Origin of the sequence: Sphingobacterium sp. UGAL515B_05, from assembly GCF_033097525.1 — a bacterium.
In the GTDB taxonomy this organism is placed as follows: Bacteria; Bacteroidota; Bacteroidia; order Sphingobacteriales; family Sphingobacteriaceae; genus Sphingobacterium.
The window spans coordinates 2,236,575-2,251,591 of record NZ_CP109907.1 but is presented as its reverse complement, the minus strand read 5'-3'; the positions used below and the strand labels follow the sequence as shown (position 1 = coordinate 2,251,591).

Annotated in this window: 10 protein-coding genes; 4 read left to right on the top strand and 6 right to left on the bottom strand. The window is 40.7% G+C overall.

What is annotated here, in order from left to right; all coding sequences use genetic code 11:
• Nucleotides 1-178 precede the first annotated feature (178 nt).
• Entirely contained in the window at nt 179-991 is an 813-nt protein-coding gene (locus tag OK025_RS09135; RefSeq protein ID WP_317669204.1) for an MBL fold metallo-hydrolase, read from the bottom strand.
• Between the two features lie 76 nt (nt 992-1,067).
• Nucleotides 1,068-2,495 (bottom strand): L-serine ammonia-lyase, encoded by a 1,428-nt coding sequence (locus tag OK025_RS09130; RefSeq protein WP_317669203.1) that lies wholly within the window; start codon nt 2,493-2,495, stop codon nt 1,068-1,070.
• Between the two features lie 215 nt (nt 2,496-2,710).
• Between OK025_RS09130 and OK025_RS09125 the strand changes: the two genes are divergently transcribed.
• Nucleotides 2,711-4,258 (top strand): glycoside hydrolase family 10 protein, encoded by a 1,548-nt coding sequence (locus tag OK025_RS09125; RefSeq protein WP_317669202.1) that lies wholly within the window; start codon nt 2,711-2,713, stop codon nt 4,256-4,258.
• Nucleotides 4,259-4,350: 92 nt separating this feature from the next.
• On the opposite strand, the gene OK025_RS09120 is transcribed toward OK025_RS09125, so the two are convergent.
• Together OK025_RS09120 and OK025_RS09115 are read right to left on the bottom strand one after the other, a co-directional pair.
• On the bottom strand, nt 4,351-6,057 hold the full coding sequence (locus tag OK025_RS09120; RefSeq protein WP_317669201.1) for a glycoside hydrolase family 3 protein: 1,707 nt from the start codon (nt 6,055-6,057) through the stop codon (nt 4,351-4,353).
• A gap of 304 nt (nt 6,058-6,361) precedes the next feature.
• Nucleotides 6,362-6,904, bottom strand: coding sequence for a TetR/AcrR family transcriptional regulator (locus OK025_RS09115; protein ID WP_286851784.1), 543 nt, complete (start codon nt 6,902-6,904; stop codon nt 6,362-6,364).
• Between the two features lie 218 nt (nt 6,905-7,122).
• Here OK025_RS09115 and OK025_RS09110 point away from each other — a divergent pair, with 218 nt between their 5' ends.
• The gene (locus OK025_RS09110) at nt 7,123-9,864 is read left to right on the top strand and encodes an outer membrane beta-barrel protein (RefSeq protein WP_317669200.1); all 2,742 of its coding nucleotides are present in this window, start codon (nt 7,123-7,125) and stop codon (nt 9,862-9,864) included.
• Between the two features lie 40 nt (nt 9,865-9,904).
• Here OK025_RS09110 and OK025_RS09105 read toward each other — a convergent pair whose 3' ends face one another.
• The gene (locus OK025_RS09105) at nt 9,905-10,579 is read right to left on the bottom strand and encodes a response regulator transcription factor (protein WP_317669199.1); all 675 of its coding nucleotides are present in this window, start codon (nt 10,577-10,579) and stop codon (nt 9,905-9,907) included.
• Between the two features lie 122 nt (nt 10,580-10,701).
• The gene (locus tag OK025_RS09100; RefSeq protein ID WP_317669198.1) at nt 10,702-12,138 is read right to left on the bottom strand and encodes a sensor histidine kinase; all 1,437 of its coding nucleotides are present in this window, start codon (nt 12,136-12,138) and stop codon (nt 10,702-10,704) included.
• A gap of 119 nt (nt 12,139-12,257) precedes the next feature.
• On the opposite strand from OK025_RS09100, the gene OK025_RS09095 reads away from it, so the two are divergent.
• Both OK025_RS09095 and OK025_RS09090 read left to right on the top strand, forming a co-directional pair.
• Nucleotides 12,258-13,625 (top strand): DUF4270 family protein, encoded by a 1,368-nt coding sequence (locus OK025_RS09095; RefSeq protein WP_317669197.1) that lies wholly within the window; start codon nt 12,258-12,260, stop codon nt 13,623-13,625.
• A gap of 3 nt (nt 13,626-13,628) precedes the next feature.
• A complete protein-coding gene (locus OK025_RS09090; protein WP_317669196.1) occupies nt 13,629-14,651 on the top strand; it encodes a Kelch repeat-containing protein in 1,023 nt (340 codons plus the stop codon).
• Nucleotides 14,652-15,017 lie beyond the last annotated feature (366 nt).

The following is a 15,017-nucleotide window of genomic DNA, read 5'->3' as shown; positions in this document are numbered from 1 at the left end:
CTATTACATGGTGTTTTTGTTTCTTTCTTGTCTAAATAAGCATTCAAATAGTTATTTAGACTGATTAAAAACAAAGCAAATATAACAGGAAATCTTTTTAAATCAACTAATTTTTTTATTTTACAGTATTCTTACGCTTTGGCTGAAGAAATACAGCAAACAAAACGAGCGTTTTAAACTAGGAAGAGAGTGCAGAAGGAATTGAAAAAGCGGTTACACGATTCTCTAGCACAAGTTTCAGGTCGAACAATTCTGTTTCCTGGTAACGTGTCGCTACATGAAGCTGGATACGTTCGCAATGTGGTTCGAAAGTCTGCTGAACCAGATCGACCGTATTATTTTCGCCGGAGAGGTGAGTTAGGATAAGATGTTTAAGGCGATCGGTTTTATAGGCATTAAATAGTTCGACGGCAACACGATTTGAAAGGTGTCCCCACCCGCTACTGATTCTATTTTTCAGAAAATACGAATATCGTCCAGTACGCAACATCTCCTCATCATAATTTGATTCCAGAAGCAATACATCCGAATGCTGAATAACATGCTGCACATTTTCGCAAGGTCGCCCAATATCTGTAAGTACACCAATATTGTATGTTCCATCTGAAACAAGGAAACTACAGGGTTCTTTGGCATCGTGATATTTGGGAATACCATACACCTTGAGACCTCCAATTTCAACGACCTCGTCCGGAGAGATTATATGGACCAAATGGGACGGAAGATGCAATCGGGTACCATCGTAACTCCCCTTGGTGATATAAACCGGTAGATTATATTTTTTGGCAAATACGGATAGGCCTCTGATATGATCTGAATGTTCATGGGTAATGAAAATTGCTTTGATCTGAGTCGGTAAAATACCCAGATTGTACATCCGAAGGTGTATATGTTTGCTGTTGATTCCGGCATCGATCAAAATAGCAGAATCATCTTTAGCCACATAATAACAGTTTCCATTGCTTCCGGAGGCGATTGCACAATATTTCATTCGTTTACGCTATTTATAAGAATATATCTATGTTACCGCGGCAAAGATACGAAAAACGAGAAAACTCAGACAGTCATTAACATTCCGGCAAACTCAATGGAATATTGACGGCCAATCCACCGTCTGCTGTTTCTTTATATTTAGCATTCATATCCAAAGCCGTCTCCCACATGGTCTTAACCACAGTATCCAGGCTCACTTTTGCCTTATCTGGGTTGGATTGTAGTGCTAATTGCGCAGCAGTAATTGCCTTAATGGCTCCCATAGTATTACGCTCAATACAAGGAATCTGTACCAATCCACCAATTGGATCGCATGTTAATCCAAGATGATGTTCCATCGCAATCTCGGCAGCCATCAGAACCTGACGCTGCGATCCACCCAACACTTCTGTCAGCGCGCCGGCAGCCATCGCTGATGAAACCCCAATCTCGGCCTGACAGCCGCCCATTGCAGCAGAGATCGTTGCATTTTTCTTAAAGATCGAACCGATTTCAGATGCCGTAAGAATAAATTGGATAATTTTATTTTCACGCATACCGTCATGAAAAGTAATATAATATTGCAATACAGCCGGGATAACGCCCGAAGCCCCATTGGTAGGCGCTGTAACCACACGTCCGAAGGAGGCATTTTCCTCATTTACAGCAAGAGCAAAACAACTTACCCAATCCAGAATATATTGAAAGTTTTGGCCGCCCTCCCGAATGGCCGCTACCCAGGACTCGTAATCTTGATAGGTACGTCCCTGCATTAATTTCTTATTCAGCTTGGCTGCTCTTCGCTCAACGTTTAGCCCCCCCGGCAATGTCCCTCCGGTGTGACAGCCCCGGTAGATACATTCGTGTATTGTTTTATAAATATTCAATACGCCTGCTACGGTTTCACTTTCTTCACGCCATGCACATTCATTTTCAAGGACCAGCTCAGAGATTTTCAGCCCCGTTTTCATCGTCCAATGCAAGAGTTCGTGTGCAGTATCTACAGGAAATGGAAGATCCACTTCAGACAGGACGCTTTCCGTATCATTTTCCTGCACCACAAAACCGCCACCTATAGAATAATAAGTTTCTGTAATTGCCTTACCATTTGATAGGAAGGCCTGAAAGGTAACGGCATTGGGATGAAAAGGAAAGCTTTCGGCATATAGAAACAGGAGGTCTTCCTGATAGGAAAAAGGAATCGTCCGTTCGCCAGCAACTTCCAGTTCACCGACCGCCTTGATATGTTCGACTTTGGGTGTCACTCTATTGACATCAAAGGTAACCGGATCATCTCCGCTTAGTCCCAGTAGAACGGCAATATCAGTACCGTGACCTGCACCAGTCTTAGCCAAAGACCCATAAAGCAAGATTTTAACCTGTTCGACCTCATTTAATACCCCTTTTGACTTGAGAACAGCCGTAAATTGCTGGGCTGCGCGCCAAGGGCCTAAGGTATGCGAACTCGAAGGTCCGATACCAATCTTAAACATATCAAAAACGGATATTTGTTCTTTGCTCATAATCTTTTTTATTGCGGTTAGCTGATTAAGCCACTGCTTTTGTGAAAACCGCATCTAAATTAGCACAAATAAAGTACATTGTTACCTGTATTTGCATTATTATCAATTTGAAAACCAAGCTCAGGTTCTTTTAACAAGTATCCAACAAACATCTTACATTTTTTAGCGAAAAAGTAAGAAATGCTTCCCTATCTTTGTTGGCTATAATTTATAGAATGACGGGAAAAACATATTTATATTCTTTTTTTACCATTGTTATTTGTTTATTTTCGATTAGAACGTATCCCCAGCAACTACCTAAGCGGGAGTTTCGCGGTGTATGGGTAGCAACCATAGGTAATATAGACTGGCCCTCCGTGAAGGCGGGCAATAATGTCGCTCAGCAAAAGCAGGAGTTTATTGATTTATTGGACCAGCACCGCAGCGCGGGGCTGAATGCAATTATTTTGCAGGTACGTCCTGCTGCCGACGCTTTCTACGCGAAGGGCAGAGAACCCTGGAGTAGATACCTGACCGGAAAACAAGGCCTGCCTCCGTCGCCATTTTATGACCCCTTAGAATTTGCGATCACCGAGGCACACAAAAGAGGGATGGAGCTACATGCCTGGTTCAATCCGTATCGTGCTTCGACAACATTAAATCCGGCCCATTTTTCGGATGACCATATTACCAAGCGCCACCCCGAATGGTTCTTCACCTATGCTGGCAAGAAGCTTTTCAACCCAGGTATTCCGGAAGTTCGTAAATATATCATTGATGTGATTATGGATGTAGTCAAAAACTACGATGTAGATGGCATTCATTTCGATGATTACTTTTACCCCTATCCTGACAGCAGAAACACACCGGTACCGGATCAGATTACCTTTGGTCAATATAACAACGGGATCGAGAAAATTGACGACTGGCGACGCAACAACGTCAACGTACTGGTACACGATCTTGGTGTTGCCATTAAAAAGATAAAACCTTATGTCAAATATGGCATTAGCCCCTGTGGCGTATGGGACAACAAAGAAAATAATACTGCTGGCTCAGATACCCGTGGTCTGAGTGCTTACCGGGAACTATATGCTGATGGTGTAAAATGGATGCAGGAAGGCTGGATAGACTACATCAATCCCCAGATCTACTTTCCTTTTAAAAATCGCGCTGCAGCATATGAGATCTTAGTTGACTGGTGGCAGAAACACACCTATGGCCGTCACTTTTATGTGGGGCATGGGGCTTATCGTGTTACCGAAAATAAAATCGGCTGGACAGACCGCAGCCAAATTCCCCGACAGGTACGCCACTTAAGAGAGGAGCACGATGTGGAGGGAAGCATTTATTTTAGCTCCAAATCACTCACGGACAATCTTGTTGGATTGCAAGACTCGATGCGGAATGACCTGTATCGTACACCAGCATTACCCCCTACAATGCCGTGGTTAGATAGTATCCCACCCAATGCACCTTTCGGTCTTCTGGTTAAAAATTCGGCCAATGGTAAAATGAACACCTTATTTTGGCAAAAACCAGATGTGGCCACTGATGGGGAGTCTGCTTATGGCTATGTGATCTATCGGTTCAATCTCGATGAAAAAGTGAACATTAAGGATCCAGGAAAAATCATCTTTATCACCTTTGATGGCGATAAGCTTCAATATACGGATGACGATATCAAGCAGCATCAACAGTACAAATATGTCGTTACTGCTATTGATCGTATAAAAAATGAAAGTAAGCCATCAGATAGCAGAGCCACAAACGAAGAAACTTAAGGCTTAAAAAAATACCTCTTCTGAAATGGTCTCTTGCTCGCGCAAGAGACCATTTCAGAAGAGGTATCCTGTTTGTGTGATTTTATAATGCGTTATTTCCCCTGTCCGTATTTAAATTTTTTGTTGATCGTAACCGGAAGTTTTCCTTTCGGCGTATTTTGCCCCAAAATCGTTTTTACTGCTGCTTTCTGCATGAAGGCATCATTTTGATAAGCCAACAAAATTGTCTTTGCTTTTTTCGTCGCTTCAAAACCGTCCAAAGCATAGGCATTGGTAAATAAGGTCAAGATCGATTTTTTCGCAAATTTCTTCATCAGGCCCTGAACATCTTTATTCAATACCATGGTAGGACGCGGACGAAGTCTCGTGTCATACACGGCGATAATAAATTGTTTATTTTTCTTGATTTCCTTGGTAATACGTTTGATATCATCCTTACTCATGCTGTCTGTGATGAAATACTGTGTTTCATTCGTCAGCGCACTCGCTAATTCATTCTGGAAAGTCTGATTAGCCGTAATTCCGATATTGATAATAGCGGTAGGTAAATCTTTCTTGAATGATTTTATTTTTTCGGTAGAATTTAATGCGGTGATCGCTGCATCTGACAGCTCGTCAATGAGCTGAACCGCCGAGGCACGATGTAAATCATTGTATAGATTCTGTTGTGCTGTAGCCTGATACTTATCTAAACCAAGCCATAATTTGGCTGCCAGCACTCTTTTAACACGCGCATCAATATCTGCCTGTGCGATACGTCCCTCTTCAATGGCTTTTACGATCAAATCGATTGCACGTTTACTGTTTTCTGACACTTCAAGTAAATCATGACCCGCGATAATAGCCTGTACGTCTGCTTCCCCATTTGGGAAAAACTTCTTTACACCTTTCATGTCCATGGCGTCAGTGACTGTTAGTCCTTTAAAACCAAGTTCATTGCGCAAAAGATCCGTAACTACCTTTTTAGAGATGGAAGATGGCATATTAGGTGTATCGTCCAAACTCGGGATATTCATGTGTGCCACCATGACAGCGGGTGCTCCAGCTTTAATAAGTTCTTTGAACGGATACATTTCCAGGGTATCCAGGCGTTTTTTGTCAAAAGGAAGTTGCGGCAGATCATAATGAGAATCCACATCTGTATCTCCATGACCTGGAAAGTGTTTAATGGAAGCCAAAATACCACCATCCACCATACCATCCATATACGCTTTGGCTTTTTGGGTTACATTATATTTATTATCACCAAAGGAACGGATACCGATTACTGGATTTTTAGGATTATTGTTGATATCCACGTCGGGAGCAAAATTGAAATGCATACCTATACGTTGGAAATCTAAGGCAACCTCACGTCCCATGCGATAGATCAACTGATTATCTTGAACGGCTCCTAAAGTCATCTGATAAGGAAACGACAAGGTAGAATCGGGCATACGCATGCCTAATCCCCACTCGCCATCAAAAGTCACCATCAGAGGTACTTTAGACAAGGACTGGTAGCGATTGAACATATCGACATGACGAACAGGACCACCCTGAAAAACAACGAGACCGCCTAAATGTTGGTCTTGTATAACCTGAGCTACGGAGTCAATATATTTCTGCCCTAAATTGGTGTGTGCCCTAACCAGAAATAACTGCGCTACTTTTTCTTTTGGTGTCAAAGTATTGAATACTGCATCGACCCATTCATGTTGGGAGTTGATGTATTTCACAAAATCTTTTTTATCCTGAGCTTTTAAAAAAGAAATTGTGCCGACTAATGCCAATATTCCCAGACCGAGTTTTTTGAACATAAATTAGTTTGTATAATGTATTTAAAATAGAAATACTAAGAACGTTATTATTTTGGACAATATGAAATTGTTTTTGCAACAATTTAATATAAAAACGCACAAAACAGCATTATATTAGGTAGCAAAGCAGAAAAATGCGGCATGTAAATATTGGAAGCAATAGAACATTCGATATATGGAAAAATAACAGCTTTGGAACGCCCCGACCATCCAACGATTGCAACCCAATTGCCGGTTCGGCGAGTAATAAAGAACTTTACAAAAAAAAGATGGTTAGAAAAATCCTCTAATTTAGCTTTGAAAGCTAAATCAGGTTATATTTTTTCTCTAGAAAGAGCGTCAACTCCATCACATTCTCCAATTCACCTATCGCTTCCTTTTTCCATAGCTTGTCGATAACTAGTAAGAGAAATTGTGTTTCAAGATCTGGATTTTCATAGTTCAGATCTTCAAAAGCACGATGGATAATAGGCTGCACGGGTTTCATAAACTGTTCGTGCTGCTGTTTGGAAAAAGGGTGATGAGACAAACGTTCCTGCAATTTCCAAAATAAGGGTTCGGCGGTAACCAATTTGTTGGGTAGATTGATCATTGTACGCAGGAATTCCTTTGGTTCACGATAGGTCATCATTCCGCGGTGATGCGTAAGAACTTTGCGATAGCCCGATTTAATTAAATAGACGAGCAAGGCATCTTTATTTCCAAAATGTTTAAAGATCAATGCTTCAGAGACCCCGGCATTTTGGGCAATCGTTTTGGTAGAGGTATTCGTATAGCCTTGCTCTGAAAAAAGCAACAATGCTTCTTTCATAATACGCTCTTTTCTACTCAAAACACTTTCTTTCATCTTTTATTTTTTTAATCTATCCCCGTATAGCATCAGATCCTTACACGGTTTTGTTCAGTTGATTTTTTAATTCTACTGCAAATATATCTAATCTTTCCGTTCCCTTGGGGGTATTGTAACTAAAATGATAATAATTCGTAACAAATAGTACCCTATTTTTGAAAAATAAAATTATATAACCGTCAACTGTACATTAATACATATTTCCATCGCTACCAATGAAGATCAATCTATGGACTGTCTTGCTCCTATTTATTAGCTTATCCTTATTGGGAACAAACGTGCTTGCACAACAGTATATTACAGGCAAATTGCTTGATCAGACAACTTCACAGCCCATTAGGGGTGCAAGCATCACCATTATCGCGGTAAAAGATTCCAGTAAATCTCAGGTACCTACAGACATATTGGGCAAGTTCAGCAGCGCAGCACTTTCCAATGGTGATTATCTGGTCACAGTACAACCGATGGGCTATACCATGGATCTCCGTCGGGTAAAGCTCATAGGCAAGACCGTCGACCTAATTTTTAAACTCAGCAATGCAGAAATTGTATTGGATGAGATCAATATTTCCTCGAGCAGTATACAAGTTAAAGGAGATACCCTTGAATTTGACACCAAGAAATATATTACACAGGATTTTGCCGATGCCGACGAATTGGTAAAGCAGATTCCTGGCGTTGAAATTGATGATGATGGCAACGTCAAAGCACAGGGTGAGTCAGTCAATAAAATTATTATTGACGGTCGTGAGTTCTTTAGTACAGATCCTAAGGTCGCCTTAAAAAACCTTCCGGCTGATGTTATTGCCAAAATCCAGATTATCGATGACAAAACCGAGCAGGCCAAATTTAGTGGCTTTGATGATGGAAAACGCATGAAGGTGATCAATATCGTCACCAAACCCGATAAAAGAAAGTCATATTTTGGCAAGCTCTCCGGTGGAGTCGGTCCTGACCAGAAGTATGCCATAAATACTCAGGTGACCAAAATGAATCCCAAACGTCAGTACTCGATCGACATCAATACCAACAACGTCAACCAGCCCAACGGTTTCGCCACCCGGGGAAATACAAGAGGACGTACCGGACAGGGAGTGACAACGCGCTTTAATGCGGGGTTCAACTATTTGGATCGGTTTTTTGATAACCAGATGGACTTCAATGCGAATTATACCTACAACTATACGGACAATACTATCCTCAGCCAAAGCAAAACAGAATATACTGCGGGTAATCGGGCCAACCAAACCAACAATCAGGATCAAATAAACAGCATCTACAGCAACAATCATGCTCTCTCTATCCGCGCGAACTGGAAAATAGATTCCATACAGAAACTGGACTTTCAACCTAATTTTTCCTATCAGAGTAACGACAGAAATACAAGTTCCAAAGGCAATACCTTATTAAATCTTGCCGAGATACTCAATAGCTCTGACCGTAAAAATAACAGTTTTGGAGAAAATTTTAACTGGGGCGGAGACCTTACTTACATGCGGAGACTCAATAAACCTGGCCGCACAATCAGTTTTAATATGAATGGCTCTTTTAGCAGCAACAAGAGCCATGCGGAGAATTTTGCACTAAATTCCTACTATAAAGATGGACTATTTAACCGCGTCGACACTGTCAACAATAGGAATTATTCCATTGGTGATAATAACGGTTTTCGTTCCAAAGTGGCCTATACAGAGATGCTGGGTAAATACTCCCGCTTACAGGGGAACTATACTTTTCGAAATACGGCACGCTATTCGGACCGCAAAACCTACGAATTTCTGGCCGAAACAGGTCAGTTAGGGGAATTAAAAAACCGCCTTTCCAATGAATTCCGAAATGACTTTGTTTACCATAGCGGTGGTGTCTCCTACTTATTTAACAAAAAAGACAGCATTAGATTTCAGATTGGCTTAGATTATCAGACAGCTGCCCAGGTAAATGACAAATTATTCCCCAATATACTGACCACAAAGAGCCACTTTAACAGTCTGTTGCCCAATCTAAATTTCCAATATAATTTTAATAAGGATACACGCGTCGAGTTTCGGTATAATGCAAAGACCAATACTCCTTCTATTGAGCAACTGCAGGATTTTATAGACAATCAAAATCCACTGCGCATTAGCTCGGGAAATCCGGATCTTAAGCAAGAATATGACCACAACGTCGTGGTTCAGTTTAGATCGATCAATAAAGGAACAGGTAGAAGCTTCACCTCTGAGCTTACAGCAGATTTTATTGAACATAAAATATCAAATACCATTTTCACCACAGATTCAGCCTTTACAATCACCGAGGACGTTGTACTGGGCCCCGGGGGGCAATATATTAGGCCCGAAAATTTCGATGGTGTCTATAACCTCAAATGGCAAAATAGCCTTGGATATCGATTTGAGCCATTGAAACTTAACTTCAACCTCAACAACAATATGTATTTCAACCAGAATTACACCTTATTGAATCTGGAAAAGGTCGATGCGCAGACCTATGGGATGAGTCAACGCGTCGGCGTAAATACAGCATTCAGCAAAGATGTTATCATCGGTTTGGATTACAATGGAAATATAGCATTCTCCAAGAACTCAGCAACGGAAAAATCAAATTACTCGGTTTATAGACATACCATAGGCAATTCTATCGCGTTGACGCTACTAAAAACATGGACACTCAATTCGACTTTCAATTACCTTTACAATGGTAGCATCCTGAATTCACCAAGTACAACAAGTTTGTTATGGAATGTCTCTATCGGTAAGAAATTATTCAAACGCAGGAATGCCGAAATCAATCTTACGGTATTTGATATCTTTAATGACAATAAAAATATCAATCAGCAGGTAAACGATCTTTGGGTACGTGTATCCCAATCAAATGCAATAACGCGCTACGCGATATTAAGTTTTACCTACCATATTCGTGGGCTTGGCAGAAAATCGGGCATGAAAAATCATCGTTAACCACAGCGCCCTTAATGTCTGTCCACGTGGAACACGTCAATCAATCGACTGTAAGCATATACCCCACTCCTCTGACATTGGTAATCTTGATGCGCTCATCCTGGCTGAGGTATTTCCGTATACGGCTGATAAACACGTCCAAGCTTCGCCCCGTAAAATATTTATCATGGCTCCAATAGGCCCGCATGATATCCTCCCGCGGTATGACTTTATCTTTTTGTTCATACAGCTTCCGCAGCAGTTCACTTTCGCGGAAAGACAGCTTAAGTACCTCACCCTGATAAGTCAACTGATGTTTTAAGCTATCGAGGCTATAGTCTCCTATCATCAGCTTCTGACCGAATAACATCTTAGGACTATTTTTCAACAAGGATTCTATCCGCACAACGAGCTCTTCAATCTTAAACGGCTTTTTGACATAATCATCCCCGCCCAAACGAAATCCCCGCACAACATCCTCTGTCTGCACTTTGGCGGTCAAGAAGATAATGGGCACCTGCGTATCTGATTCGCGTATTTTTGTCGCTAATGTAAAGCCATCCATCACCGGCATCATGACATCGACGACCAAAATATCCGGCCGAGCCGCTGTAAATGCTTCCAAGGCTTCGTAACCATTACTGCAATGGGTGACACGAAATCCATTGGCCTCAAGGCTATCGGCAACGATCATTCCGAGACTCGGCTCATCTTCTACATATAAAATTTCAATCATAATGTTTTGATTCAATCAAAATATATTTCGCCTTTGTTTCAAAGGCATCTTTCGGATAAAGTCAGCCTAATTGCTGACCGACAAAAGGTCCTATTTGCTGTCAGAAAAATAAATAATGCCGTTTATTCGTACGGCAATCGGATACTAAAGGTACTTCCTTTTTCCAGCACGCTATCGACGGTAATCTTGCCATCGTGCCTTTTTACCACCTGCTTCACATAAGCAAGCCCCAAACCGAAACCCTTTACATCGTGTAGATTACCGGAAGGAACCCGAAAGAACATGTCAAAAATCTGATTATGGTATTCTGAAGAAATTCCCTTACCATTATCTGTAATACGAATATGGACATTTTCTTTCATTTCCTTCACTTCCACTTCAATATAAACCTGCTGTCCAGCGTATTTTATCGCATTTTCCAACAAATTATTGATCACGTTCTTTAGATGGGCTTCATCGCCATTGATCCTTATTTCACTTGGAACAGCAATAAGCTTAAAGTCCACTTGCTTAGTTTTATTCAACTGAGCAACTTCAATGGCGCCCTTCACCATGGCGACAAGATCGAAGTCAGTACGCTGTAATACAATTCCTCTTGTTGCATCAATATCCATCTGGAGTACCTTTTCAATCATATTGGACAGGTGTTCCAGTTCTTTTTTGGAGATATTCAGATAGCGATTCATCTTTTCCCTGTCATCCTGTACACCATACAACTGTATCGCTTCTATGGCTGCCATAACCGTAGATACCGGTGTTTTAAGTTCATGCGTCATATTATCGACGAAGTTCTTACGCAGCTCGGCCATCTTATTTTGGTTGAGAATGGTTTTCATCAAATAGAAGAACGTCCCGAGCAGCAGTCCAATCAAGAGCAGTGAGATGAGCAGCTGCCAGCTTAAGCTATACAGCAGATACTTCCAATCCTCCTGAAACTTGACCACAAGAAATTCATTTTTTGAGGGATTGACCATCATGGGTCTGGTCCAAGCAAGATTTGCTTCACGGTATTTGCGGCGCACATCTTTGATTTGATCGTGTGGAATCGTGACAATAGCCATTTCAAATGGTACTGATATACTTTTATTGCTCAGAGATTCTTTAAACTTTCTTTCGATTAACTCCAGATTGGCTTTGTTCATCTCAAAGTCCCGGAACAGAAAGGGCGGGATAATTGCGCCTTGCCCTTCGCGATCTTTGGGAAACATTTTCTCTCGTCTACCGTGGCCCTCGCGATCAAATCGCTCGGTTTTAGGCCGTTCGACGTTCACACGTTGTAAAGCCTTATCTAGTTCAGCAGCGGGCAGTAAGGTTGAAAGCTCGCGTTTTACATCTTGCAGGAGTCGATTCCGATCAGCCTCCGGGCCATCTAACTGCCGATCACCATTACGCGCTTGGTAGGCTTCCTGAACAGCATTGAAGAGCGAGCGCTCAGCGGTAGATAGAAACAGGTCACGACGATTGGTGTAACTTCCATAGAGCCAAAAGCCTAGCACTACGGTAATTCCTGCCCCAATTACAACGATCAAACTGATCAATAATTTAAATCTTCTACCCATAACTAAAACAAATTTAAATTACTAGATTTGCAATCGCTGTGGTAATTAACCATATTTAACAAAATATAACACTGATTAACAGTTGGCATTGATTACTTTTGCACTATTCAAAAATTAATATGATTAAAGACTTTAAGAGACGTAGTATTCAATTTTTACTTCCACTTTTTACATTGGCCGCTTTCGTTGGTTGTAATAAAGACATTTCGCTCTCATTGGATAGTTCAAGAGATGAAACAATCGGTTTAGTACCAATTGATACTGTTTCCGCCAAAGTTTCGACTTATCAATTGGACGATATTCCGACTTCCGCTACAGGAACAATGCTTGTCGGAAAGAATAGCAATGCTGTCACGGGCAGCATGAAGTCTACGGCTTATATGCGCCTAGGAGTGGGAACAATAAGCAATGCTTCTATACCAGATGATGCGGTATTGGATTCGGTGACCTTGGTATTAACGCCAAACAAATACTTTTACGGTGATACAACGAAAGTACAAAAGATATCGGTACACCGTGTTACGGAGGAAATTACACAAACACAGATTGATTTAACCAAACCTGTAGATGAACGTCCTGTTTTTGTCACTTCGGCAGCGATCTTCAGTAAACAAAAGTTTGCCTATGAAAATACACCATTGGCAGACCTTTCCTTTAAACCACGTATACAATCGGCAGATTCTTTATTTTTTAGATTCAACAGTACCATCAGCAATGAGCTATTTACAATGATCAAAAATAATGACAACCGGATTCAGAACAGCACAAGTTTTCAGGAATATTTCAAAGGATTGGCGCTTGTTCCTGACAACAGCAACACAGCTGTTATCGGATTCAAGGATACTGTTTTCTTACAGGTGCACTATTCATTCCTGAATAATGAAGGAACAAAATCTGTTGGCAAACAATATTTTTCCATTGACAACAAGGCTTACCAGTACAATCAAATTGAAGCGGATCGCTCGGCAACAAAGTTTGCCCCTATGACCTTAAAAAACCCTCAAATCGCGAGTCAACAAACGGATGGAAATGTGTTTTTAGAAGGCTCAACCGGCGTTGTAGCAAAAATTGAGTTCCCTACGTTATTAGAATTGGTGAACAATCCATCAATTGCGATTAATAAGGCTGAACTTGTCATTGAAGTCCCTAACGGAGCTTCCAGTATTTTTGATCAGCCCCAAAGTTTAGTCTTAATGGTGGCAAGTAATAATGGAAATCCGATTAGCTTGTTAACTTCACCTTATTCGACAACAACGCAACAAGCAACCTTAGTGCGTGGAAACGATTTTGGCTCGAATGGAACATATACATTCAATCTGATTGAATATTTAACAAAAATTAAAACAACAGCATACAATAATACTTCATTATATCTATCTTTACCGACATCGGGTTTGTTTTCAACTGGAAATAGGTTAATATTGGCAAAAGATAATGAGAATGATCCGAAAATTAAATTAAACATCCTTTATACTAAATTTCAATAATTTATGAACAAGAAAAATTGGCTACTCGTTTTATTAGCTTTTGTATTTACAGTTACAACTTTCTCTTCTTGTAAAAAAAGTGACGACAGCTCAACCAAATCAGACGAATGGTTTGCAAAAGCTGCTTTTAAAGGCCCACAAACTTCATCTGCTGCTAGCTTTTTGATAAATAATGTTGCATATGTCACTACTGGTCTAGCGAGTAATGCTGGCGGTAAGCCTTTCCGTGTGAAAGATACGTATGCGTATGACGCAGCATCAGATACTTGGGCTGAAAAGGCACCTTTCACGGGTGTTGAAAGAAACGGTGCCATCGGTTTTTCCATTGGTAATATCGGTTATGTTGGTGGTGGAAATGACGGAACAAACAACCTAACAGATTTCTACAAATTTGATCCTACAGCTAACGGCGGAAAAGGTGCTTGGTCAAGCATTGCTCCACTTCCTATCGCTTTATCAAATGCAGTAGCTTTTACTTTAAATGGTGCTGCTTATGTTGGAACAGGTGAAACTGTTGTTAACGGTGGAACAACGAATACAAATGAGTTTTACAAATATGACCCAGCTGCTAATACTTGGCAAGCAATCAGTGATGCTCCTTTTTCAGCGAAAAGAAAAGCAGCTTTCTCTTTTGTTGTCAATAATGTCGCTTATGTAGGTGGTGGTATCTCTAACGGTTCTTACCCAAAAGATTTCTATAAATTTGATGGTAGCAAATGGACTAAATTGAACGATCTAAATAGAGCAGATGATTCATATACTTACGATTTGACTCGTTCAAATGCTTCTGCTTTCGCAATCAATGGTACTCCATTCGTTGTTGGTGGTTACAAAAATGCAGTAATCAACAGCACATGGAAATATAATATTTCTGGTGACTACTGGACAAATGATAACGGTGCTTTCGCTGGTTCAGCACGCCAAGATGCTGTTGGTTTCGCTGTAGGAAACAACGGTTACATCACTACTGGACTTAACGGTTCATCCCGTTTTGACGATACTTGGATGTTTACTCCGATTTATTAATCGAAATAAAATCAATATAAAAAAAGGAATGAAGTTTTGAGCTTCATTCCTTTTTTTGTTTAAAACATTTAGTTTCTATTGGCTAAAAAGGATTTCTAGTTCCCTTTTAGGGCTGTCCGTTGAGTGAAATCAGTCATCAACAATAGCTCACATCCGGCTGTTATTTACCAATATAGGACAACTCTCTTGTTCTTCATTAATTAAAGTGCACCTGACGAGAGATCTGCTCGTCATAATGTTTCATGCTCTCCATGCAGTTTTAAAGGCTTCCGATACAGTTTTAAAAGTGATCTGTCTCAGCCCCAGACCGTCATTATAAACAGGTCGTCATTATAAAAAAGATGGAATTGAAAACCTCACACAATA